This is a genomic window from Neolewinella sp. (genome assembly GCF_965214665.1).
In the GTDB taxonomy this organism is placed as follows: domain Bacteria; phylum Bacteroidota; class Bacteroidia; order Chitinophagales; family Saprospiraceae; genus Neolewinella.
Genome location: NZ_OZ243970.1, coordinates 1,663,024 through 1,685,471 on the forward strand (window position 1 = coordinate 1,663,024; position 22,448 = coordinate 1,685,471).

A 22,448-nucleotide genomic window follows, 5' to 3' on the forward strand; every position below is an offset into this window, starting at 1 on the left:
CAGATAAAAGAAGCAAAGTCTAAGCTTGTCAGCCGAAAGAATAGAGACAGAAGATCTTGTTTTAAAGCGGGGGGCATCCTCCACACTTCCTTTGCCGTTTTGTGATCACAAATCAGCTACTCGTTTTTTAAATTGACCACGATGCAGACCGTTACTTTAGAACTACCTGATACAGTTGACCTACGAGAAGTGCCACTAATGATTTTCACTTCTCTTTTTGGGAAAGGGTCAATCTCTTCGGGTAAGGCTGCCTCGCTACTAGGCATGAAGCGTATCGACTTTCTTACCGCGGTGGGCGAATACGGCATTAGCATTTTTTCTGATGAGGAGGATGATCTTAAGCGAGCGGTGGATATCCGGTTATGAGACTCGTTGTTGCCGAGTTTGGGGTGATTCCGGGCTGGATAGCCGTGATTACGGAGTATAATCAAAAGGTTTGTTGTAAGCTGATGCAGGATCTCGGCCCCGGCGAGTCAAGTTGTATTGCCATAGCCCTGGGTCAGGAAAGGCCCTTGCTGACAATTGATGACCGCCAAGCCAAGAAGATAGCCGAAAAGCTGGGAGTGGAATGCATCGGTAGTCTTGGTGTACTATTGATTGCGAAGCAACAAGGTGTGTTTGCGGAGGTGGGTTCCATACTACAGCAGATACAACTTACGGACTTCCGGGTATCACATCAACTGCTAGACAAGGTGCGACGCCTAGCGGGAGAAGCCTGAACTGAGGGTGAGAAGGTTCTTAGGAGTGGTTCGCCCAACATTGCGCTATCGTCAATCGGGGCTGGGGAAGACAGTGTCAGCCCGGCGGGACAATGGGGAAGTCTACAAGTACGGTATCATCACTTCCGTCAATGGCCTTGAACGTCGCCGATCTCCCCCTGATGAATACGTCGTCAGTTCCATCCCCCATGATGTCCTGCAGAATGGCGGTACCTACGACCTGATTGTGGCCGCTAACTTGCCAGAGCGTCTGTCCGGTCCTTCCGTTCAGAGCAAGAATCGAAGCGGCCACATGCTCGAATTCCTGGGCGGCTCCCCCAATAATGATGTCGAGGTAGCCATCCTCATTTAAATCCGTGGCGACTGGCGAGGAAGAGGAGCCGACTAACGGTATCTTAGTGGTCCAGTTATCAGCCTCGAACCCACAACTCGCTAGCAGCAGCAGGAGTAGTAAAAGTACCGAGAAGCGAACGGCAAAAGCATGGTTCATCGTCGTGCTCAATGTTCAGTTGCGGCTAGAGTTGGAACAAGCATTTAGATCGACCCGATGAAGCTCCTTATGATTCACCACCGTTTCACCAGCAGCCTGTTGAGCCTATCGATGGTAGCTATCCTCACTTCCTGTGTTTCTTACCAGCGAGTTGCTGCTCCAGAGGAGGCAGCAGCAGACACACCTTTGCCAAAAGCATACATTTCTAATGCCGCAGACTACCGGACCGAGTACAAGATTTTACGCTACGCCAATCGGTACCATCTGGTGGCCGATTCCGCTCAGGCTGACACCCGCCTTGAGTTACAGCCCCTACAACCCATTGCGGTGGGGTGTGTAACGCCCCAGTTTGCCGTCAGCTTGTTTTCCTTAGGCTTCTACACGGTCGAATTCTTAGAGGGGTATGTGTTTGCATACAGCGAAGTGGGTAAGGAAGAACGCATCGATTACCGGGAGCAGGTTAACCTCACCAAACGCAGGTCCTGGTTTCACCTATTCTCCCTACGGAAGAGCCGAAAGAAGGCAATCGGTCAATCGTTGCACCCGCGCGCCGCCGCCCGCCCTATTCTACTGTCCCACTAGTATCTCCACTCCGCGGTCCAGCACCACATCCCGCTTGCCTAGAAAGTCCGCTACCGAGGGCTGTACCGGTACGTCTACCTGCACCCCGGGACCCACGTAATCCCGTCCGTCGGGGTAGGTGTTGCGCTTGGTGCAGATGCGCGCCCGGCCACCACCGGGTAGGTCCAACAGCAACGGCTGACCGGTACTACCAAAACTAGGCTCCCCCACGTAAGTAAATTGCTGAAGGGTATCGGCGACTACCAGGAAGTTCTCGGCGGAGGAAGCCGTCACGGTGCTGACCAGGACCACCACCGGCATGCCATAGACGGTATCGGCGGGCAGCAGCGTATCGGGTTCGCTACGGTACCACCGCTGTCCCCGGTAAGCGGTGAGCGACTCCCGGGCGAGCGCCGAGGTAGTGTCCATGTCCGGGTGCTGGCTATAGAACTGCCCGAAGGCCTCGTAGGCGGGAATGTGTTCCGGCGAGTACCAGGCCGGAGTGAGCAAGGGAGTGCGCGTAAAGTGGCGCAGGATAGCGTAGCCGTAGGCGCTGTTGCCCCCTCCGTTTTCCCGGAGGTCGATAATCAGGCCTTCACAACCAGCTAGCTGGTCGCGGTAGGTGTGAAAAGTATCCACGACTGATGCATCGGTGAAGGTATTCAACGCGAGGTAGCCGATCTTGGGTTGGAGGATCCGGAAGCTTGCCGGGGGGCGGCTGGCGCGATGGTGGACCCAGTTGGCCGTGCCGGATGCCTGCCGCGTGAGCGTCCGCTCGGCTAGGGTACCCCCCGGTAGTTCGATAGCAATGCGCACCGAGCTACCCCGTAGTCCCTTTAGCAAATCTTGCACCCCCAGCATCCGCAGCGTATGGTCTCCGCCAGCGGAGAGGTAGGGGTAGATGCTATCGCGTAAGTAGTCGGCTACGGGGATACCGTTCACCCGCAGCACGATCGTACCTAGAGGTAGAGACTCGACTAAGGTGGAGTCGACATTGGTCACTACGACCTGCTCACCGAACGCCCGTAGTTCCACCGGCGGCCTACTGTACAGCTGCTGCACATCGGCCGGGGGGTAGATGTTCGTATGTCCATCCCGCAAGGTCGCACACAGCCGCTCCAGTAACCGGTAGTACTCCCGGTTGCTCTGCTCGCGCTGCACCGGGTGGAGATACTCCGGTAGTTGCGCGTCCCAGTCCAGCTCCGGTAGCTGGTTGAAGAAGGCGAAGTTGTACTTCACCTCGTTCCAGAACCGGACCAGTCCGTAGGTGCGCTGGGCGGCAGTGAGTTGCCGGCCGGGTAGCAGTCCGGTGGCTAGAACACTTGGGGGAATCATCGTTTCGGCTACGGCGGTCAGTACGGTATCCAGTCGGCGCAACTGCTGCTCGTACGCTTCTACTTGATCGGCCGGCGTTGGCCCATCGAAGTTGGGCGCAGGTAGGGAGAGATCATGGTGGTAGAGGACGATAGCCTGCTCGGTACGCAGTGCAAAGCGTACTGCGTCCCCTGGCTCGGCTTTCCTGATGTGTAGGGTGTAACCGTCGAGCGCCATGCCGGAGTAGCGGTCGATCCACTGACCGTACAGTTGGCTTGCCGAGTCGCCCAGTGTGGAGCCGGCATAAATGCTTATCCATTCGCTACCCCCGTCACGCTGCAGGGACAGCAGGGGGGAGACGTGGTCTGAAAGGCTATCCGCAGCGGGTGGGTCACGCTTACTAAGTTCCAGCTGCTGCAATTCACCGGCGAGCTGCGTCAGGAGGTCGTCGGTAAGGGCTACCGTATCGGCGTATCGCTTCACCAGGCCAAGCTTCTGAAAGGGCAGGCGCTGGGGGGTGTAGGGATCGTAGTGCTGGGCGCGGGCGTTGAGGCACGCTAGCCAGCTTAAACTTAGGTAGATAAGGAAGCGGATCATCGTAACAGCGGCGGCCGATAATGGACGTTGTGTGGTTTGACCGCTAAGTTAAGTGGTAGATCGACCGCAGAGCACGCAGAGGGGCGCAGAGGGGCGCAGAGGCGTGACTAAGTATAGCTCTGTGTTTCTCCGGGCACGCTGCGGTTCCCATATGTCTGAGCTGCGCTAATAATCCACAAACGTCTCCATAAACAATCCCGCGAACGGAGAAACAAACACATCCTCCCTATACCCCAGCTCCCCAAACGGAGCCGAAAGGTTCTCCCCGTTAGCCAATACGATGAACGTAAGGTCCTCGTCGGGATACTTGAGGTAAAGCCCGGAAAAGCTGCCGGGCTGCCAGCCATAGTGCCACACGACTCGGCGCCCAGCGGGGTCCCGCTGCACGAACCAGCCCAGGCCGTAAGGGATAGGTTCGCCGGCATTGTTCAGCTGATTGGTCCAGGCAGCCTGCTGACTCTCGGCCGAGATGAGCCGGTAGTCGCGGATGGCCCGGTCGAAGTTTGCTAGATCGAGCACGTTGGAGACGATGCCCGCCCCGGCGTTCACGTCGGGGGAAGGATACTCCGCCAGCGTAAACGAATCTGCCCCCACACCACCGTAGGCATAGGGCTTGGCCAGTAGCTGCAATACACTATCGGAGGCCGTCTCCTGAGAGGGCGCGGAGGTACGCATCGCCAGCGGCGTGAGCACGCGCTGCTGTAGAATCTCGGCAAACGGCTGCTGCAGCGTCACTTCCATAAGCCGCGCAAGCCCCCCGTACAGGAAGCCGTTGTAGCTAAAGGTATCGCCCGGTACGTACTCGGCCGTGTGCGTGAGGTGGTGCCAGATGGTAAGGTCGTCGCGCTCGAAGTCGAAGTGTTCGACCAGTCGGACGTACTGTGGCTCGTTGGCCAGTACGTACGCTTTGACCTGGCGGTAGTAATCTTCGTAACCCGGTATCAGCGGCTTGATGGGGTCCTGAATGTCCAACTGCCCGGCCTCCTGCAGTTGCAGCAGGAGGGTGGCGGCGATGGGCTTGGTCAGGGAGGCAATGCGGTAATTGGTCGCCGAGGTCGCAGGTGCAAGGGTCTGTAGATCGGCAAAGCCCAATCCGCCCTGCTGCAGGATATTGTCCCCGCGGAGGACCACGTAGCTCAGCCCCAGAACGTGGTAGTGGGTGCGGAGGGAGTCGAGCTGGGCGGCGAAGCGGGCCGTATCGGGGGCAGTGGTTTGGGCGTGGCTCACGGTGAGGGCGGCTAGTAGTAGGCTCCCCAGCAGAAGTATACGGCGTGGCAGGACGGTATGGCGATGGCGGTAAGTAGCGTAGGGTTTCACGGGTACGGACGGTTTGGTCGGGGTAGTGCGTTGCTACGAATGTAGGGGGTCAGCGACCCGGACCTGCCTTTTCTTCGACCAGTGTAAAGCCTTAGGCGATGGAGGGGGTTAGGTTTCTACTTCCGTTGCACCTGCGGCCCCGCCCAAGCTGCTAGCCTACCGGGCACCTTAATTCGCGAACTCCTCCCCCACCACCGCGTCCTTACGTGGATCAAAGGCTCGATTAGAGGTAGCGCCGCCCTGCCAGGTGTACAGGTAGCGGTCGTCGTAGAGGGAGCGGTAGAGGACGGTGAAGGTCAGTTCGTCAGTCCGGGCATTGAGCAAGCTGGCAAAGCTCGGATTTGACGATAAATCCAGCCAGCCCTTCTCCTGCCCAGCCTGGAGTACGGTATGATTGAGGTCATACTGATCGGCGTAGTCGAGTACGGTGTCGGGAGGTTCAAGTGCCTCATATAGTTCCCCCCAACTTCGAATGGTCTGTCCGGCGAAAGTGACAAATACCTCATCAATGGTGGCCGGCCCTACCCCGTTATTCTCTACTGTAAACGAAAACGCTGTGATGACGCGGCTAGTTACGTCGTAAGCTCTGCTCTGCTCAATCTCCAGAATCGGCCGCACCGAGGCCCGCGCCTGCCGGTCCATCAGCTCGCTCTGCCGGATCATGACCCGCGTCTGGGTGATCGACACCACCAGGGCGCAGACGCTGATGAGGGTGACGCCGAGGGCGATGATGTTTTGGGGGTTGCGCCAGAAGCTTTGCATGGTGGGAAATATACTGCACCTGCGGCCCCGCCCCGGTCGACTTGCATCGCATCGCTCGTACCCCTAGCTTGTGGGCACTATGACCGCCCCCAACACCCACCTCCACGACGCAGCCACCAAGCTCGTACAGACCACCACCGGCCACCCCGACCCCACCCTCACCGAGGAGCTTACCGGTATCGTAAAACTTCACGCCGGGTTAGCCATAGCCGGTGCCTTCGTGCCCGTACCAGGACTGGACCTAGCCGCCCTGGCCGCCAATACCTGGACGATGTACGTGCGCATCAACAAGGAAGCCGCACTGCCCTTCGAGAAGAACATGGTCAAAAGCATTGCTACCGGCGTGGTCACCAACCTGGGCTCGAATGTCGCCGGGGTGCTCGCGGTGAGCACCGTTGCAAAATTCATACCGGGGCTGGGCACGATCGGCGGGGGGATGCTGCTGGCCGCCACGATGTACGGCGTCACCCTGGCCGCCGGCGTGGTGTACATGCGGGCCCTGGCAGGACTCAAAGCCTGGGAAGACGACTGGCGCGGCGTAAGCCCGCAGGATATGGAACGGGCCGTCAACGACGTCATGCAGGACAAGCAGGCCATGAAGAACATCATCGAGGACGGCAAGCAGTACTACAGAGCGAATAAGGATAGTATCAACCGGCAGCGGCAGCAACAGGACAATCCTACGCCGCCACCACCGCGTAGCAAGCCGGAGGAGCCTAACCCTTACGATGAGTGGTTTACGTGAGCGGCTTGTATTAAACGTTCAGCTCCACCAGCGGGAACGTAAACCCAGGCAACACCCCCTCCCCACTCAGCACGGTAGCGGTAAAATCCACGTAACTGCTCCGGCTCCGACTCACCGGCCCGGTAGACGTAGACAACCTCCTGCTCTGGATCGATCAGCCAGCCCAGCTGAGTGCCGTTGGCCAGCCAGGTGTCGGTCATTTTTTGCTGGAGTTTGGGTAGGTGGTCGGATTCGGATTTGAGCTCCACGACGAATTCCGGACAGACGTCGACCCACTTCGATCGGTAATCGGGATCGGCCAGAAAGGGGGCCAGGCGCTCCTGACTCACCCAGGCCGTGTCACCGCAGCGGATCGCCTCGCCTCCGAGTAGGAAGCCGGTCGAAGGGCTGTACACCCTACCGGATTTACCGTGGGTAAGGTTCCAGGCGTATACGTAGCCAAATACGTGACCCTCGTTTTCGCCCGAGGCTGATTCGACCGGTGACATCACACTTACTTTACCCCAAGCCTCGCGCTCGGCGATGAGGTCGGGATACTGCTCACAAAATTGGGTAAAGGCGGCCAAGCTCATGGGTTGCTCGAAGGTGAAAGCCCCGAACTGGGTCAGCAGATCGTAGGCGCTGTAGGGGGCGGTGGCTATTCCCATGAGGGGAAGGTACGCTTACGACACGGCAATCAGCTTCAATCCCGCACCTTCGTATACCGCTCCGCACAACCCTCGATGCAGAAGTAGGTGACCGTAAGTTGTCTACCGGCTATATCGTAGGGGTACTCCGCATTGATTCGACAAGTAGTGGGAAAAATCAACTGTCTTCCCGGAGAATAGACCCCGGAACCGCCACCATCGGCGGGGTGGTTACCGATGTTGCAAATAGTTTGATCGGTGGTATAGGTGCTGTCCGGGAAAAACGTGATGGTGCGCGCGTAGTCCGTGGGCTGAAAGGTACCCGAACCGTCGCCCGGGTCGACATAGACCTCCCTTAGCTTCCAGGTGCCGAGGATGCTATCCGGGGTAGGTTCATCCTTGTCGCAACCAGCGAGCAGCGGAAGAACGAGTAGCAGGTGGTAGAGTCGCATGGTCATGGTAGTCCTTTACCAGGGTAAGACGTGCTTTACTACCCCGGTCGTTGGCGGCAGTACAACGCGGCCTCTGGCCGCGCCGTGCCGCGCGGTCTACGACGGCGCTGGCAGTGTCACTCCCCCCCAAACCGCTGGTAGGCAGCCGGGTGGGCCAGCAGATAGTTCCACAGCAACTCCGTCTCACACACCGTCAAATACACCTGACTGCCGTAGGCCATCATCAGTTCGCGCGCACTCCCCCCGTGGCAGTTCACGCCCGCCGTGGTGCTGCCGCTGTTGTTGGTGGCGCACTTGCCGTAGCACTCATCCAGGGCGACCAAATCGATACCATTACAGGGGTTATCGCACTTGAAGGTGTGATCCAATCCCCGGGTGTGGCCGAACTCGTGGGCGATCACCCGCGCCGGCGTCCAGGTATCGTGGCTGCCCCTGAGGTAGCGCTGTAGCTGATTGTACACAATTATGCGGTTGCTCCCTACCCCAGGCGTAGAGCCGCTGGGCGATGAGCTACGGCCCCGGTAGGCGGTGAAGACAATGTTGAGTGCGTCTTTTTGGTAGGCAATGGGCTGGCGGGCAGTGTAGAAAAAGGCACTGCGCAGCGGCTCGTCCCTTCCATTGAGGTAGGCGAAGCGGATCTTGGTATCCTTTGTGCCGGGGTAGTCCAGTAGGCCGGAGCGGAAGCGACCGTTTATCTCCCGCAGCAGGTAGTACATCAGCACGTCGGCGCGCAGCTTTTCGTGTCCTCCGTGGGCTAGTACCAGCGAGTCCTGGGGATCGGTGACGAAGTTGGTCCCATCCTCCAGCGCGACGAAATGAAAGGCTACGGCGTAGGTCACCTCGGGTAGGCGGGGCAGGTCCTCGACGGTCATGCGTTCGGGGGTCTGGGCGGGGAGCGCAGGTGCAAGGCTAAGTAGGAAAAGCAACGTGAGTAGCAGGCGGCGAGGCATACTGAGATAACGTCGCCGGTGGATAAAATCTTGGCCTCTGTGAAAGGGGGCTCATTCCCGTCCAGCCCGCATCGCCTGCACCTTATAAAAAAAGATAACTCCCGACAGACTCGCCGTGATCGCATTCGCCAGCATCAGGGGAATATCGTGGATCAGGTAGCCGTAGACAAACCACAGAATGGTACCGAAAAAGAGCATCGAGAAGGTGACGATGGAGAGGTCCTGAGTAGCTCGCTCGCGAATGGTTTTATACGCCTGAGGAATGAAGGCGATGGTAGTGCAGATGGCCGCGACAAAACCCAGTAGTGCGCTAGTGGTCATAGAGTATGGCTTAGGCCAAAAACGTACAACAACGGCATGGGTGGTAAGGTGCGTGCAACCCCCGCAAACGGTGGTCGTCCTTAGACAAAACAAACGAATATGAAGTACCTAATGCTCCTACTTTGTCTCGGCCTGGGGCTTACCGCCGGCGCCCAGACGACCTACGGTAGCAACGGATTAAATGACCGCAACCGCATCGTCGGTAACGGGGAAGTGACCGTGGAGAACCGCCCCGTAGCCGACTTTCAGGAACTAACCTTTTGCTGTAACCTACGCGTGGAGCTCACCCAGGGACCCACCACCAAGGTGCGCGTCGAGGCCGAAAGTAACCTGCTGCCCTACGTCAAAACGGAGGTGTCGGGTAACCGGCTGCGGATCGGCTTTCGTGACAACGTCCACTTCCGCTCCAAGGAGCCCATTGTGGTCTACGTCACTGGACCCAGCCTGACCTACATCGGTGGGGAAGCCGGCGGACAGCTGCAAATGAAATCCGCCTTTACCGGCGAGCGCATGGAGCTCGAAGCGGGTAGCGCGGCTTTCATTGGGGCCGAATTCAGCGGAGCCGAGCTACGCCTACGCGCCGATAGCGGTGGGCGCATCGAGGTGAAGGGAAGTGGTAAGTCAGTAGACGCGGTGGCCAGTTCGGGAGGTGCCGTATCGGCTCAAAACTACCTGGCGGAACGGGGGGAAGCCGAGGCCAGCAGTGGCGGCGGCGTGGAGATCAACGTCAGTGAAGCTCTGGAGGCCGAGGCCAGCTCCGGCGGACGGGTCAGCTACCGTGGCAAGGTCACGAACATCAACGTGCACAGTGGCTCGGGCGGCTCGGTCCGTAAAGATTAGTCCCCCACCCCGATCGTCAGTCCGGTCTCGAAGGCCCGCACGAACTCCCCCACCTCCCGGCCGTCCAGCAGTGCGTGGTGGCCGTGGATACTGACCGGCATGCCCCACCGGCCATCGCGCTCGGTGAGCTGACCGACGCTGATCTTGGGGGCGCTATCGGGATGTTTGAAGTTGCGAGCGTGGCTCAGGGCGGTGAAGTCGAGCCAGGGTACGGCACTGAAGTGGATCACGTCGGGGCCGGCCACCCCTACGTTGAGCCCCGTGGTAGACTGGATGCGGGTAATTTCCGCCTGCGCTCCCGTAAGAAAAGTAGCAAAGTCAGTAGCGAAGGGGATATAGGAAAAATCGAAGGTGCCGTCGGCCCGGTCGATCGTCGCCGAGGCGTGGATGTGCTCGTACACCCGCACGCGGTCGTCCTCGATTCGGTAGCGGAAGGCTTCGGTGGCGTTGACCGCAACTAGGCACTTATGCAAGTAAAAGAGAAAGAACGACTGCCCGGTAGCCTTACAGTGCTGGTAGGCCTCGGTAGCATCCACCCGCACGGTCAGTCCGAAGAAGGGCTCGTCGAACTGGCGGAAGAAGTCGAAGTGGGCGCGGCGGGGCCAGGTGATGAGGTCTAGGTAGGGCAAGGAGTTAGGGGGTCAAGGGGTTAGGGGGTCAAGGGGTTAAGGAGTTAGGGGGTTAAGGAGTTAGGGGGTCAAGGAGTTAGGGGGTCAAGGTACAGTGAGTTAGATATGAACCCAAAGTCTGCTGCTGCCTTTATCCTTTGTCTCCTGAGCAGTTGCACCTTAGCCTCCAATCCATGTCAGATACCGGTATCGCTCTGTTGTTCCTTTTCGTAGCCGGTAGCTTCGTGGCGCTGCTGTACTTCCTGGCGCGCTTCCTCATTCGGCAGGGGCGTAAATGATGCGTAGGCCAAACGGCGGGGCCGAATAGCGAACCCAGTCTACCCGGCGGCACTTATGCAACAAACTCCGCGCCATGAAACAACTACGCTACGACAACTACGGAGGCATCGAGCAGATGTACCTCGCCGAGGTCGCCACGCCCGAACCCACGGGGCAGGAACTTCTCGTAGAGGTCAGGGCCGCCGGCATGAATCCCGTAGACTGGAAGATCCGCAACGCCCACTTCAAGCTGGCCGACGGCCACCAGTGGCCCCGCCTGATGGGCTGTGAGTTTGCCGGGGTGGTCGCGGCGGCCGGCCCCGAGGTGACGGACGTACGCATCGGCTCCGAGGTGTTCGGCTGGGTCAATTTCAAAAAACTAGGGGCCATGGCCGACTTCATCCTGGTCGAAAGCAGCGAGGTGCACGAAAAGCCGGCCTCGCTGAGTATGCAGGAGGCGGCGGCCCTGCCCATGGTAGGCGCCACCGCCTACACCGCGATGCGCGAGGAGATTGACGCCCGCGGCAAACGCATCCTCATCAACGGCGGTAGCGGCGGACTCGGCCACCTGGCTATCCAGATCGCCCGCATGGATAACGCTGAGGTCACCGCCACCGGCTCCGGACACCACCAGACCTTCATGCAGGATATGGGAGCCAGTCATACGATCGACTACGGGGAAACGGACATTACTCAGTCCGGGCAGACCTTCGACGCCATCCTCGATGCGGCCGATACGCTGTCCTGGTCACAGGCAAGGACGTTGCTGAGCGATCATGGTACCTTTCTCGATATCCAGCCCGGAGTGCGGAGTTTTGTAAGCAGCTTTGTCAATAACCTGGTCAGCGATAAGAAGCACGACATACTGGTGGTGAGCGTAAACCACACGATGCTGCACCGGCTCTACGACCTGGTTGAGAACCATGGCCTGAAGGTGCACGTGGGCCGGGAGTATGCGCTCATGGATTACAAGCGGGCCTATACCGAGGTGGAGGGGGGCGAGGCACCGGCGGGAAAGGTGGTGTTGGTGCCTTAGTGGCTCGTGTGGCTCGTGGCTTGGCTCGTGGCTTCTAGCCGCGGTAGGTAATAGGATATTGCCAAAGGCAGTATCCTAGCTACCGCGCGACCCCGGCAAGGATGCCGGGAGCCACATGCCGGGAGCCACTACACGTAGCTGACCTGCTTGACGGCGCGGACGATCTTCTCCGCATTGGGGAGGAACTCCTCCACAAAGGGGGCGGCGTAACCCAGGCTGACGTCGGCGGCATTGACGCGGATGACCGGGGCATCCAGGTAATCGAAAGCCGACTTTTGAATCTCGTAGGCTACCTCGGCACTGATGCCGGCGAAGGGCCAGCTCTCGTCGATCACTACGCAGCGGTTGGTCTTTTTGACCGACTCGATGATGGTCTTGCGATCAAGGGGGCGGATGGTGCGCAGGTCGATGACCTCGGCACTAATGCCCTCCTTTTCGAGTAGCTCGGCAGCCTCCATGGTGGGCAGCATCATCTTGTTGTAGCTCACCAGGGTGACGTCGGTGCCCGCACGGCGTACGGCGGCCTTGCCAATCTCTACCAAATACTCGCCCTCGGGTACCTCACCCTCGTAGCCGTACAGCAGCTCGGACTCCATGAAGCAGACGGGGTCCGGATCACGGATGGCACTCTTTAGGAGCCCCTTAGCATCGGCCGGGTCGGTGCAGGATACGACCTTCAGGCCGGGGGTATTCGCCATCCAGCTCTCGAAAGTCTGGCTGTGCTGCTGGGCAAGCTGGCCGGCGGAGCCCGACGGGCCGCGGAATACGATAGGGCAGGAGTACTGTCCGGCCGACTGGCTCAGGGTCTTAGCCGCATTATTGATGATCTGGTCGAAGGCCAGTACGGCAAAATTCCAGGTCATAAACTCCACGATGGGCCTGAGGCCGTTCATGGCCGCCCCCACCCCGATGCCGGCAAATCCGAGCTCGGCAATGGGCGTATCGATCACCCGCTCCGGCCCGAACTCATCGAGCATCCCCTTACTGACCTTGTAGGCGCCATTGTACTGAGCTACCTCCTCGCCGAGGAGGAAAACGGTATCGTCGCGGCGCATCTCTTCGGTCATCGCTTCGCGCAGGGCGTCTCGGAGGGCAATTTTTCGGGCCATAGGGGGTTATCGTTAGGCGGGCAAAAGTACGCAGCGGTCGGCAAAGCGGCCAACCATCACCCCCCTGTAACCCTTTACCTTGCGTACCGTTCACTCGTGCCCTACCCCCATGAAAAAGTTCAAACGCCTACTCCCCCTGCTGGCCGCCACGGCCACCCTGCTCCTTTCCTCCTGCAACCGGGGATTCGGTTGCCCGACCAACCTTTCCGTCCAGGAGCTTGTTGGCAGTCTATTTACGTGGCCCTGGTAATTGCCGGTACGGGTGCCCTTCCCTGAGTAGTGCACCGGCGGCCCCGCCCTCAGCCCCTGACCCCCTGCCCTATGAACTGGACGAACATCACAAGCGTACACGATATCGAAGCCCTGATCGAACGCAGCCACACCCGGCCCTGCCTGATCCTGAAGCACAGCACCAGCTGCCCCATCAGTAGTCTGGCCAAGAACCGGCTGGAAAAGCAGTGGGACCTGCCCGCCGAGGAGCTCGAGCCCTACTACCTCGACCTACTGCGCCACCGCGACATCAGCAACTACATCGCCAGTGAGTTTGGGGTGCGCCACGAGTCACCGCAGATCCTGGTGATCAAGAACGGTAAGAGCATCTACGACGCCAGTCACCTCGACATCCGCGTCGACGAGCTGCGGCAGACGGCCTAGGTGAAGCCCAGCCTTTTCCTAACCGACGATGGGAGTCATAGCCTGCGGGATGCCCGTTTTGGCGCTAGCTACCATAGCACTTACGGTGCGGTGAAGGAGAGTCGGCACGTCTTTATTCAGGCGGGATTAGAGGATCTGCTAGCTACCCATGCCACGATTCCTATTTTAGAAATGGGTTTCGGTACGGGACTTAATGCACTGTTGGTCAGGCAGCTAGCTGATCTCAATCCAAGTATTGATTTCCACTACACGACCTACGAGCAGTATCCCGTCAGTCCACGGCAGGTTCGGAAGCTCAACTTTCCGGAGGTACTTGCTTGTCCTCCGGCGTGGCTATACGAGCTGCACGATGCGGACTGGGAAACCGTGCACCACCTCACGCCAAACTTTACCCTGCTGAAACACCGACAAGACTTCCTCGCGGGGCCGCAGGATGCAGCGCAGGTCATATTCTATGACGCCTTCGCCCCCGAGCAGCAACCGGAGCTGTGGACGGTAGCGGCTATGGAGCACTGCTACCGCCTGCTAGCCCCGGGCGGAAGGCTGGTCACCTACTGTGCCAAGGGGCAGTTCAAACGCAACCTGCGGGCGGTGGGCTTTCGGGTGGAGGGGCTACCGGGCCCGGTCGGTAAACGCGAGATGACCCGCGCCCTGATCTGAGGGGCCGGCCGGTACGACCTTGTTAATCTTACCCTGCTTGCCGTAGAGCTCGCGCGACTTCTTGTTGTAGGCCAGGGCGGCTTCTTCTGCGGTGGCGAACATGCCGATGTGGACACTGCGGCGGTTGACGCTGATCACGGCCCGGTAGCGGTTGTTTTCCTGGTACACGCCGGTGTAGCCTAGCTTGCTGGAGCTGCGGCGCTGCCGGCTGGCGGCCGACCGGCTGCGGTACTCGAGGTTGGCTAGACGGCAGTCGAGTTTGTCGCCGTTGAGACTACCAACTAGGTTGCGCTCGCGGCTGCGGGTATCGGTGAGGTAGCGTTCGGCGATGAGTTTGTGCAGGTAGAGGGTGATGGTACGGTAGCCCCGCTCGCCTTCGCACTTCTGGGTTTTTTGGAACACCACGCAGCCGGAGGAGTGGAGGCGTAGGTTATCGAGGACGCCAAGTTTGGTCAGGCGGAGATCCTGGCGAAGAGTATCGTAAACATCTTGGTCCAGCAGGGCTTCCTGGGAGGAATTTTTGAGGAGAATGCGCTGTGTCATAGGGTTTGGGTATTAGTAAGTATACTTGATCGACGAAACTAGACCCCCGCCCCCGGAATGTCCTTGTTATTCACATTATTCCAAATTTAGGCAAACTGTTGTCGATTTTGGCCATGATTTCTAAAATATCAGATTAATTATACTCCCAAACACGGGTTTTACGATAAATCATACGGCTGTGAAAAATATTGACCTCCTTTCCCGCACGGCCCAGTTGGCCCATTTGGCGGACTCCCGCGTTGGCGACAACCCCCGGGTGGGTGCCGTACTCCTCCACGACGGACGCATCATCGGCGAGGGGTACCACCAGCAGGCCGGTGAGGCGCACGCGGAGGTGAACTGCCTGGCCTCGGTGCGGGAGGCCGACCAGCACCTGATCCCGGAGTCTACCCTCTACGTAAGTCTGGAGCCCTGCTGCATCAAGGGGCGCACGCCGGCCTGCACCGGACTGATCCTGAAGGAGCACATCCGCAAGGTGGTCTTCGCGCAGCGGGACACGACGGACGAGGTGTCGGGGCGGGGAGCGGGCATCCTGCGGGAGGCCGGCGTACGGGTGAAAGAATATCCGGACTTTGCCCCGACGGAGCAGACGAACCGGGGCCGGGCGGTTTTTACCACCCAGCGGCGACCCTTTGTGCTACTGAAGTACGCGCAGTCGAGCGATGGCTTCCTGCGCCCCAAGGACCGCAGCCGCAGCTACTGGATCACCAACCCCATCAGCCGTCGGCTCACCCACCGCTGGCGTACCGAGACCAATGCCATTTTAGTGGGGGCGGGCACTGTGATCGACGATGATCCCTCCCTTACCGCGCGGCTGTTCCCGGGTCCCAGCCCCCGCCCGGTAGTAATTGATCTACGCGGCCGGCTGACGGGTAAGGAGCGTATCTTTCAGTCCGATGGGCAGCGCCCCCTGGTCTTCACCGGCCGCAAGTCGAACAAGCTGCGGGCCGATACCATAGACATCGGCGAGAAGGAGCTCGGGAAGAAGGCCCTCCGACGCATCATGAAGAAACTCTACGAGCTCAAGGTGGGTCACCTGACCGTGGAGGGCGGCGCTACCGTCCTGCGGGCCTTCATCGAGCAGGGGCTCTACGACGAGGCGCGGGTATTTACCGGAGCGGTACGCTTCGGTAATGGACTGGCCGCTCCCCTCCTTCCACTGGCAGCACAGTTAGTGCGTACGGAGCAGATCGGCACCGACACCCTGCGTACTTACACCCTACCGACAAAGGACTAGGCTGCCGCCAGCGCCAGGGAGCGAACGGCCTCTGCAATGATGCCACAGGCCTCGAGTAGCTCGGCCTCGGAGATGACCAACGGCGGGGCGAAGCGGATGATGTTGCCGTGAGTGGGCTTGGCGAGCAGGCCGCGATCAGCTAGGGCCAGGCAGAGGTTCCAGGCGGTGTCGCTGTCCTCGGAGTCGTTAATAACCAGGGCGTTGAGCAGTCCCTTTCCGCGTACCAGCACCAGGGTTTCCGGGTACTGCTCGACGAGCTCCTGCATGTGCTGGCGGAAGAGATGGCCGAGGCGGCGGGCGTTCTGCGTCAATTTCTCATCGATCACGACCTGCAGGGCCTCACGGGCCACGGCGCAGGCTACCGGGTTACCGCCAAAGGTGCTGCCGTGCTGCCCGGGGCGAATGACGTGCATCACCGCATCGTCGGCCAGTACGGCCGATACCGGGTAGGTGCCGCCGCTGAGTGCCTTACCGAGGATGAGAATATCGGGGCGGGTGTAGGTAGCCTGCCGCTCGCAGTGTCCGGCACAGCTACAGTCGCCGCAGATGCGGAGCAGCGCCCCGGTGCGGCCGATGCCGGTCTGGATCTCATCGGCGATGAAGAGCACATTTTGCTCCCGGCAGGCGGCGGCTACGGCGGGGAGGTAGTCGTCGTCCGGCACGAATACCCCGGCCTCCCCCTGGATGGGCTCGACGAGAACGCCGGCGATGGTGGCCGGGTCATTTGCCAGGACCTGGCGCAGGGCAGCGGCGTCGCCGTAGGGGATGCTCTCGAAGCCGGGGGTGTAGGGGCCGAAGTTGCCCCGGGCATTGGGGTCGGAACTGAAGCTGATGATGGTGGTGGTGCGGCCGTGGAAGTTTTGTCCGCAGACGATAATGCGCGCCCGGTCGGTGGGTATGCCCTTGACCTCGTAGCCCCACTTGCGGCACAGCTTGATGGCAGTCTCGACGGCCTCCGCGCCGGTGTTCATGGGCAGCACCTTGTCGAAGGCGAAATAGTCGGTGAGGTACTGTTCGTAGGGTCCCAGTTGATCGTTATGAAAGGCCCGGCTGGTGAGGGTGAGCCTGGCGGCCTGCTGCTGTAGGGCACTCACGATGCGCGGGTGGCAGTGCCCCTGGTTGACGGCGGAGTAGGCGCTGAGGAAGTCGAAATACTGCTTGCCGGCCACGTCGTATACGTAGACGCCGCGCCCCTCGGCGAGCACGACGGGCAGGGGACGGTAGTTGTGGGCACCGTGGCGGTCTTCGAGGGCGATGTAGTCTTGGGGGGTCATGGGGGCAAAGGTAGGAGGTTTACCAGCCACCGGCGCTGGTGCCGCACACCGTATCTTCACCCCCATGTACTGGCTCCTACTCCTCCTTCCCGTACTGCTCTTTCTGGCGCTACAAAGCTGGCTGCCGGAGGCCATCGTGCGTCCGCGCCGGCGCCGCGGCAACCTCGACCCCAGCGACCTGGGCTACCACTTCGAGGGGGGGCTGATGCGTACCGCTGAGGGTGTGGATCTGAGTTACTTCTACGTACCGGCTACGGTGCCGGCCCGCGGCAACCTGCTGATCCTGCACGGCAAGGACAGCGCTAAGGAAGTTTATTTGGAGTACCTGTCGCAGCTAGTCCCCTACGGCTACAACGTCCTCCTTTACGATGCGCGGGCGCACGGGCGTAGTGGCGGACAGTTCACTAGCTTTGGCTACCACGAGTGGCGCGACGTGGTGCAGGCCACCGGGAAACTCCGCTTTCTGGGTGGCGACCTGCCTACCGGCGTATTCGGACACAGCATGGGGGGTGCCGTGGCCCTGCAGGCGATGGCCCGTAGTGCCGAAATTGAGTTCGGCATCGTCGAGAGCGCCTTTGCCCACCTCGGACAGATCACCAACCTCTACGCCAGCCGGCGGCTGGGCCTTCCGCTGCCCGTCTGGCTCACCGACGCCCTGCTCGACCGCAGCGAGCGCCTGGCCCGCTATGCGCACCGCGAGGTACACCCCCTGCAGGCCGCCCGCTCGGTCACCCAGCCTACCCTAATCGTGCACGGAGAGCTCGACGCGAGTATCGACGTCGACAACGGCCGGCAGCTCTACGCCGCCCTTAGTAGCCGGACCAAGGAACTCTACATCATCCCCGGAGCCGGCCACGACAACATCACCGAGATCGGCGATGACGGCTACTGGTGGCGCCTGCGGGCCTTTCTGGCCTCGGTGACCCCTAGTCTGCACCGATGAGCAGTAGTCTACCGCCGCCGTCACGCGAGGAGATGGAACGCCTAGCACGCCACAGTGACTGGCGACCGGCCGATATCCGCCGCAGCCTCACCGAAACGGTCTACGCCGACCGCCACCTCTGGCTACAGTTCGCTCACTATGTGTTGCTGGGGGCGGGCGTGGCCTTTCTACTCAGTGGCGTAGTGTTCTTTTTCGCCTACAACTGGGCCGCCCTGCCCCGCCTGGCTAAACTCGGCACGGCCGGCGGGTTGCTGGGCGTAACGGGACTGGTCGCCCTACTCGCTCCCCTCCGCGATGGCCTGCGCCGCGTACTACTCACCGCCACGGTGGTACTCATCGGCGTGTTGCTGGCCGTGCTCGGGCAGGTCTACCAGACCGGGGCGGATAGTTTCCAGCTGTTTCTGCTCTGGTCGGTATTCGCGCTGCCCTGGGTGGCCCTGATCGCCTACCCCCCGCTGTGGCTCATCTTCGTCGTACTGCTCAACACCACGCTCATCCTCTACACCCAGCAGGTAGGCGTAGCCTGGGAGGTGCTGGCTACGAGCATCGTGCTGTTCGTTTTCAACCTCATCGTATGGGCGGTGGTGTACAACTTGCGTTCGCACGACACCGCCTTCAGCTGGCTCATCAAACTCATCGCGCTCTGGACCGCAACGGTAGCTACGGTCAATACCGCGACCGGTAGCCTCGGTGACAACCTACCCTCTCTGGGCCTGGCGCTCCTGCTGGCCACGGGACTCTACGTCTACTGGGTGCGGCTAGGGCTGGTCGAGCGCTCCGTCTTTTACCTGGCCGTAGTGGGTTGTAGTGTCATCTTCACCGTCCTCTTTCTTTTCCTGCGGGCCGTCGACGGGGCCTGGGCACTGTTCGTCCTCGGATTCGCCCTGGTGGGCAGTATCAGTTTGCTGGTCCGCTACCTGCAGTCCCTCAACCGCAGCTGGCGTGAGGACTGACCACCTCGCATACATTCAGCGGCGGGCAACGCAGCCGATCACCGTGGACTGGGACGCCCTCACGGCCGAGGAGGCCCGTCTGGAGGATGATGAGGTATCTACCGTCGCCAAGGTCCTTTCCGGCATCGGGGCGGTATTCGCTACCCTGCTCTTTCTGATCTTCCTAGTGTGGAGCGGGGTGATCAACTCGGAAGCAGCCGCACTGGTCACCGGGGCGGGTCTGGTGGTTGCCGCCCTCCTGCTCGGTCGCCAACCCCGGACGGCCTTCCTGGCTACGACCATCATTTGTGCGTATCTGGTGGGTGTGTCCCTGGTGTTCTATAGCATGTTCGACCAACTGACCGAACGCCAGCTCGTCCTGCCGGTCATCGCCGTGGCAATACTCACCCTGGCTACCTCACGCAACTACTTTCTGATCTTCGTGGCCACGGTGTCGCTACCCACTTGCCTACTCTTCCTCCACTTTACCGAGGCCGGTTCGCTTTTTTTGGCCCTGGCCGTGTTACTACCCGCCCTGGCCTTTCTGACCGTCAACTTACTGGAGCACTACCTGCTGGGTGACCGCAGATTACAACCCCTACGCGCGGGCCTGGCGGTCAGCCTCCTGCTCGGTATGGCCTGGTACCGCTGGGCGGGCTACTTCGGGGTGGCGGTGAGTGACTACAGCGAGGTGGTAGTGGCCGGAGGACTCTACCTCTGCTGCCTCGTGACGGTCTGGTACAGTCTGAGCGCACGCTGGACGGTAGCCGCCGGACTCATTCTTGCCCCGCTCCTCTTACTTCCCCTACTGCTCGGCGGCGTCTTTTTGTTACTACTAAGCCACCGCAACAACTACTTCATCGGTACTGGGCTGGGCACCCTCGGACTGGTCTACTTCACCGGGCAGTACTACTACGATCTGCGCTGGGACCTGCTGAATAAATCCCTGGCGCTCATGGCCTCCGGAGTGCTCCTGCTGCTGCTCTATTTCATCGTGCAACGCCGCTTCCCCACCCATGTCCCGCACTAAACGCCTCCTGTTACTGCTCTGTCTGAGCGTCGTGCTCGGCTATGCGTTGGTCTACGGCCTGGACAAGGAACGGACGCTACGTAGTGGCCCGCTGGTGCTCCTACAGCTCGCTCCGGTCGATCCGCGTTCGCTGCTACAGGGTGACTACATGGACCTGCGCTACGAGCTGCTACGCTTCGCCGGTGACGCGGTACCGGACCGGGGGGAGTCCTTCGCCATCGTACGGCTGGACGAAAACGGCGTGGGCTACCTAGTCCGCATGAGTGACACCCCCAATGGGCTAGCGGAGGGAGAGTATGCGCTACGCATCCGGCGGCAGGAGGCGGGTGCCTGGAGCCGGGGCGAGCTATCGATCGGCGCGGACAGCTACTTCTTCGAGGAGGGTAAGGCTGAGGTGTTCGGTCGGGCGGCGTACGGGGGCTTGCGGCTATATGGGCGGGGGGGCGTGGTGCTGGCGGGGCTTTATGATGCGAATTTTCACCTTTTAGAGTAGGCGTCGGACGCCTGGCAAGCGTCCGACGCCTGAGATATGGCTAATATTGCAACGCCCATGCGCCCCGCCCTGCTTCTCCTCTCGCTACTGAGTTCCCTTGCGCTGACCGGCCAGGTCTGGCGACAGCGCGTAGACCCCAACGTCCGGCTCGGAGACACTACTCAGCTCCACCTGGTCACCCTGGTAAACCAGTCGCAACTGCTCGGGGTGGTCTACGCGATCTCGGCCGATAGCATCGACCTGCAGCTGCGTGGAGCACGTACGCGTAGCTACCTGCCCACGCGGGAACTACGCTTTCTGGGCCTGTTCGTGACACCGCGCATCGTGCTCGATCCGCGCAGCACGTTGCCTACGCCGCCCCTGGGCGATCTAACCCTCGTACGCACCGCCCTGCCCTACCCCGGCCGGCGGCAATTCAAGACCGTGCTGCTGGCCTACAATAGCCTAGACTTCGCCCTGGACGAGCACTGGCAGCTGGGCATCGGCCTGGCCGGTCCGCTCGGATTACTACTGACCCAACGCTTCCGCACCTCGGTGACCGAGTGGTTGCACCTGGGCCTGAGCAATGAATTCATTTACGCCCCCGTGCTGAAGTACGGCGAGGACCCCTTCCCGGTGCTCGGCGACGCCACTAGTCTACTCACCGTGGGCAGCCAGCGACAATTTTTTACCCTCGGGGCCGGACTATTTTACCTCACCGACAACGCCGTTAGAACCACCGTGGCCAACTACCGCGTCGGCATCGGCAGCCAGGTGGGACGCGGTAATCATCTGTACCTGGAAGCCCTGGTGTACTCCGAAAGCTTCCGCTTCAGCCTGCTGCCTACCGCTAATTTCAGCCTTGCCCGCCGTCGTCACCGCTGGAGCTTCGGCGTAGCGACCCAGCTGCTGGACGGCGATACCTTCGCCCCCAGTCCCATTCCGTACGTCAGTTACACCCTCTACTGAGCCCCATGCCCGCCGCCCCCATCGCCCGTGACCCGGAGGAAGCCGCCCGCCGCCTGCGGGTCGGACAGCTCGTGGCCCTGCCTACGGAGACGGTCTACGGACTAGGGGCTAATGCCCTAGACCCAGCCGCCGTGGCCCGTATCTTTGCCGCCAAGCACCGGCCCCACTTCGATCCCCTGATCCTGCACCAGGCCGATACCGACCGTACGCTGAACTATGCACGCAGCGTCCCCCGCCAGGCCCGCCAACTTGCCGAAGCCTGCTGGCCCGGCCCCCTTACACTGGTCCTTCCCCGCCGGGCGGACATCCCCGATCTGGTCACCGCCGGGCTCGACACCGTGGCCCTACGCGTTCCGGCTCACCCCCTGACGCTGTCGGTACTCCGGGCGGTCGACTTTCCGGTCGCTGCCCCGAGTGCCAATCCCTTCGGCTTCGTCAGCCCCACCACCGCCGCCCACGTGGCGGAGCAGCTCGGTGAGCGCATCGACTACATCCTCGATGGGGGGCCCTGCCGGGTGGGGGTGGAAAGCACCATCGTGGCCTTCCAGGCCGAGCGGGTAGTGGTGCTGCGCAAGGGCGGCACCCCGGTGGAGCAGCTGGAGCAACTACTCGGTCATCCGGTAGAGGTACGTACCCAGAGCAGTTCGCGCCCCCAGGCCCCGGGTATGCTCAGCAGCCATTACTCCCCCGGCATTCAACTCAGTATCCGGGCGGGGGCGCCGGTGCAAGACGGGTCGAGGGAACGGGCCGTGGTCTGCTTCGGCCCCGACCGGCCCGGTGGACCGCATACCTTCAATCTTAGCCCGACCGGATCGCTGGAGGAGGCGGCTCAGCGGCTCTTCGGGGTGCTGCGTCAGCTCGCGGCGGGCGGCTACGGAGCGGCCGAGGTAGAGCTGGTACCGGACTACGGGATCGGCCAGGCTATCAACGACCGGCTGCGGCGAGCGGCGGCACCGCCAGCATAACTTTTACCCCACTGGCCTGTTTCGGGAAGTGCAATTCCTCCGA

General features: G+C 60.9%; 28 protein-coding genes. 16 read left to right on the top strand and 12 right to left on the bottom strand.

What is annotated here, in order from left to right; genetic code table 11:
• Window positions 1-141 precede the first annotated feature (141 nt).
• Together ACOOHD_RS07435 and ACOOHD_RS07440 are read left to right on the top strand one after the other, a co-directional pair.
• Window positions 142-366, top strand: a complete 225-nt coding sequence (locus tag ACOOHD_RS07435; RefSeq protein WP_420460934.1) for a UPF0175 family protein — start codon at window positions 142-144, stop codon at window positions 364-366.
• Window positions 363-719, top strand: coding sequence for a DUF3368 domain-containing protein (locus ACOOHD_RS07440; RefSeq protein WP_420460935.1), 357 nt, complete (start codon window positions 363-365; stop codon window positions 717-719). Before ACOOHD_RS07435 ends, ACOOHD_RS07440 begins: the two co-directional genes overlap by 4 nt.
• Window positions 720-795: 76 nt before the next feature.
• Here the strand turns inward: ACOOHD_RS07440 and ACOOHD_RS07445 are convergent, their stop codons facing one another.
• On the bottom strand, window positions 796-1,209 hold the full coding sequence (locus ACOOHD_RS07445) for a hypothetical protein (protein WP_420460936.1): 414 nt from the start codon (window positions 1,207-1,209) through the stop codon (window positions 796-798).
• Window positions 1,210-1,266: 57 nt separating this feature from the next.
• Here ACOOHD_RS07445 and ACOOHD_RS07450 point away from each other — a divergent pair, with 57 nt between their 5' ends.
• Window positions 1,267-1,791, top strand: a complete 525-nt coding sequence (locus ACOOHD_RS07450; RefSeq protein WP_420460937.1) for a hypothetical protein — start codon at window positions 1,267-1,269, stop codon at window positions 1,789-1,791.
• Here ACOOHD_RS07450 and ACOOHD_RS07455 read toward each other — a convergent pair.
• The 3 genes from ACOOHD_RS07455 to ACOOHD_RS07465 all read right to left on the bottom strand — a co-directional run bounded on the left by ACOOHD_RS07455 (window position 1,777) and on the right by ACOOHD_RS07465 (window position 5,760).
• Window positions 1,777-3,681, bottom strand: coding sequence for a S41 family peptidase (locus ACOOHD_RS07455; protein WP_420460938.1), 1,905 nt, complete (start codon window positions 3,679-3,681; stop codon window positions 1,777-1,779). The two genes, ACOOHD_RS07450 and ACOOHD_RS07455, sit on opposite strands and share 15 nt — an antisense overlap.
• Before the next feature lie 165 nt (window positions 3,682-3,846).
• Window positions 3,847-4,998, bottom strand: coding sequence for a serine hydrolase domain-containing protein (locus tag ACOOHD_RS07460; protein WP_420460939.1), 1,152 nt, complete (start codon window positions 4,996-4,998; stop codon window positions 3,847-3,849).
• 168 nt (window positions 4,999-5,166) lie between these two features.
• Window positions 5,167-5,760, bottom strand: a complete 594-nt coding sequence (locus ACOOHD_RS07465; protein ID WP_420460940.1) for a hypothetical protein — start codon at window positions 5,758-5,760, stop codon at window positions 5,167-5,169.
• Between the two features lie 79 nt (window positions 5,761-5,839).
• Between ACOOHD_RS07465 and ACOOHD_RS07470 the strand changes: the two genes are divergently transcribed.
• Window positions 5,840-6,505 (top strand): hypothetical protein, encoded by a 666-nt coding sequence (locus ACOOHD_RS07470; RefSeq protein WP_420460941.1) that lies wholly within the window; start codon window positions 5,840-5,842, stop codon window positions 6,503-6,505.
• On the opposite strand, the gene ACOOHD_RS07475 is transcribed toward ACOOHD_RS07470, so the two are convergent.
• From ACOOHD_RS07475 to ACOOHD_RS07490, 4 genes are all read right to left on the bottom strand, one after another.
• Window positions 6,484-7,152 (bottom strand): Uma2 family endonuclease, encoded by a 669-nt coding sequence (locus tag ACOOHD_RS07475; protein ID WP_420460942.1) that lies wholly within the window; start codon window positions 7,150-7,152, stop codon window positions 6,484-6,486. The two genes, ACOOHD_RS07470 and ACOOHD_RS07475, sit on opposite strands and share 22 nt — an antisense overlap.
• 35 nt (window positions 7,153-7,187) lie before the next feature.
• On the bottom strand, window positions 7,188-7,589 hold the full coding sequence (locus ACOOHD_RS07480) for a hypothetical protein (protein WP_420460943.1): 402 nt from the start codon (window positions 7,587-7,589) through the stop codon (window positions 7,188-7,190).
• A 110-nt stretch (window positions 7,590-7,699) separates the two neighbouring features.
• Window positions 7,700-8,533 carry a M12 family metallo-peptidase gene (locus ACOOHD_RS07485; protein WP_420460944.1) on the bottom strand — a complete coding sequence of 278 codons (834 nt, stop codon included), beginning with the start codon at window positions 8,531-8,533 and terminating at the stop codon, window positions 7,700-7,702.
• Between the two features lie 51 nt (window positions 8,534-8,584).
• Window positions 8,585-8,854 carry a SemiSWEET family sugar transporter gene (locus tag ACOOHD_RS07490; protein ID WP_420460945.1) on the bottom strand — a complete coding sequence of 90 codons (270 nt, stop codon included), beginning with the start codon at window positions 8,852-8,854 and terminating at the stop codon, window positions 8,585-8,587.
• Window positions 8,855-8,953: 99 nt separating this feature from the next.
• Between ACOOHD_RS07490 and ACOOHD_RS07495 the strand changes: the two genes are divergently transcribed.
• Window positions 8,954-9,694, top strand: coding sequence for a head GIN domain-containing protein (locus tag ACOOHD_RS07495; RefSeq protein ID WP_420460946.1), 741 nt, complete (start codon window positions 8,954-8,956; stop codon window positions 9,692-9,694).
• Here ACOOHD_RS07495 and ACOOHD_RS07500 read toward each other — a convergent pair.
• Window positions 9,691-10,323 (bottom strand): CatA-like O-acetyltransferase, encoded by a 633-nt coding sequence (locus ACOOHD_RS07500; protein ID WP_420460947.1) that lies wholly within the window; start codon window positions 10,321-10,323, stop codon window positions 9,691-9,693. The two genes, ACOOHD_RS07495 and ACOOHD_RS07500, sit on opposite strands and share 4 nt — an antisense overlap.
• Window positions 10,324-10,675: 352 nt before the next feature.
• On the opposite strand from ACOOHD_RS07500, the gene ACOOHD_RS07505 reads away from it, so the two are divergent.
• Window positions 10,676-11,617 carry an NADP-dependent oxidoreductase gene (locus ACOOHD_RS07505; protein ID WP_420460948.1) on the top strand — a complete coding sequence of 314 codons (942 nt, stop codon included), beginning with the start codon at window positions 10,676-10,678 and terminating at the stop codon, window positions 11,615-11,617.
• Between the two features lie 128 nt (window positions 11,618-11,745).
• Here ACOOHD_RS07505 and ACOOHD_RS07510 read toward each other — a convergent pair whose 3' ends face one another.
• Entirely contained in the window at window positions 11,746-12,726 is a 981-nt protein-coding gene (locus ACOOHD_RS07510; protein WP_420460949.1) for a pyruvate dehydrogenase complex E1 component subunit beta, read from the bottom strand.
• A gap of 109 nt (window positions 12,727-12,835) precedes the next feature.
• Here ACOOHD_RS07510 and ACOOHD_RS07515 point away from each other — a divergent pair, with 109 nt between their 5' ends.
• From ACOOHD_RS07515 to mnmD, 3 genes are all read left to right on the top strand, one after another.
• A complete protein-coding gene (locus ACOOHD_RS07515) occupies window positions 12,836-12,976 on the top strand; it encodes a hypothetical protein (protein ID WP_420460950.1) in 141 nt (46 codons plus the stop codon).
• Window positions 12,977-13,047: 71 nt separating this feature from the next.
• The gene (gene ytxJ, locus ACOOHD_RS07520) at window positions 13,048-13,380 is read left to right on the top strand and encodes a bacillithiol system redox-active protein YtxJ (RefSeq protein WP_420460951.1); all 333 of its coding nucleotides are present in this window, start codon (window positions 13,048-13,050) and stop codon (window positions 13,378-13,380) included.
• Window positions 13,381-14,040, top strand: a complete 660-nt coding sequence (gene mnmD / locus ACOOHD_RS07525; RefSeq protein ID WP_420460952.1) for a tRNA (5-methylaminomethyl-2-thiouridine)(34)-methyltransferase MnmD — start codon at window positions 13,381-13,383, stop codon at window positions 14,038-14,040.
• On the opposite strand, the gene ACOOHD_RS07530 is transcribed toward mnmD, so the two are convergent.
• On the bottom strand, window positions 13,993-14,583 hold the full coding sequence (locus ACOOHD_RS07530) for a Pathogenesis-related transcriptional factor and ERF protein (RefSeq protein WP_420460953.1): 591 nt from the start codon (window positions 14,581-14,583) through the stop codon (window positions 13,993-13,995). The two genes, mnmD and ACOOHD_RS07530, sit on opposite strands and share 48 nt — an antisense overlap.
• Before the next feature lie 178 nt (window positions 14,584-14,761).
• Here ACOOHD_RS07530 and ribD point away from each other — a divergent pair, with 178 nt between their 5' ends.
• Window positions 14,762-15,820 carry a bifunctional diaminohydroxyphosphoribosylaminopyrimidine deaminase/5-amino-6-(5-phosphoribosylamino)uracil reductase RibD gene (gene ribD / locus ACOOHD_RS07535; RefSeq protein WP_420460954.1) on the top strand — a complete coding sequence of 353 codons (1,059 nt, stop codon included), beginning with the start codon at window positions 14,762-14,764 and terminating at the stop codon, window positions 15,818-15,820.
• Here ribD and rocD read toward each other — a convergent pair.
• Complete coding sequence (rocD, locus tag ACOOHD_RS07540; protein ID WP_420460955.1) at window positions 15,817-17,094, bottom strand: ornithine--oxo-acid transaminase; 1,278 nt, start codon at window positions 17,092-17,094, stop codon at window positions 15,817-15,819. The genes ribD and rocD overlap by 4 nt on opposite strands.
• 64 nt (window positions 17,095-17,158) lie before the next feature.
• On the opposite strand from rocD, the gene ACOOHD_RS07545 reads away from it, so the two are divergent.
• From ACOOHD_RS07545 to ACOOHD_RS07570, 6 genes are read left to right on the top strand one after another with little or no spacing between them, the layout of a single operon-like run.
• Window positions 17,159-18,037 (top strand): alpha/beta hydrolase, encoded by an 879-nt coding sequence (locus ACOOHD_RS07545; protein WP_420460956.1) that lies wholly within the window; start codon window positions 17,159-17,161, stop codon window positions 18,035-18,037.
• On the top strand, window positions 18,034-18,990 hold the full coding sequence (locus tag ACOOHD_RS07550; RefSeq protein WP_420460957.1) for a DUF2157 domain-containing protein: 957 nt from the start codon (window positions 18,034-18,036) through the stop codon (window positions 18,988-18,990). The genes ACOOHD_RS07545 and ACOOHD_RS07550 overlap by 4 nt, the downstream gene beginning before the upstream one ends.
• Window positions 18,980-19,999 carry a DUF4401 domain-containing protein gene (locus ACOOHD_RS07555; RefSeq protein WP_420460958.1) on the top strand — a complete coding sequence of 340 codons (1,020 nt, stop codon included), beginning with the start codon at window positions 18,980-18,982 and terminating at the stop codon, window positions 19,997-19,999. Before ACOOHD_RS07550 ends, ACOOHD_RS07555 begins: the two co-directional genes overlap by 11 nt.
• Window positions 19,986-20,492, top strand: coding sequence for a GDYXXLXY domain-containing protein (locus ACOOHD_RS07560; RefSeq protein ID WP_420460959.1), 507 nt, complete (start codon window positions 19,986-19,988; stop codon window positions 20,490-20,492). The genes ACOOHD_RS07555 and ACOOHD_RS07560 overlap by 14 nt, the downstream gene beginning before the upstream one ends.
• 57 nt (window positions 20,493-20,549) lie before the next feature.
• Entirely contained in the window at window positions 20,550-21,440 is an 891-nt protein-coding gene (locus tag ACOOHD_RS07565; RefSeq protein ID WP_420460960.1) for a hypothetical protein, read from the top strand.
• Window positions 21,441-21,445: 5 nt separating this feature from the next.
• Window positions 21,446-22,405, top strand: a complete 960-nt coding sequence (locus ACOOHD_RS07570; protein ID WP_420460961.1) for an L-threonylcarbamoyladenylate synthase — start codon at window positions 21,446-21,448, stop codon at window positions 22,403-22,405.
• Window positions 22,406-22,448: the final 43 nt, after the last annotated feature.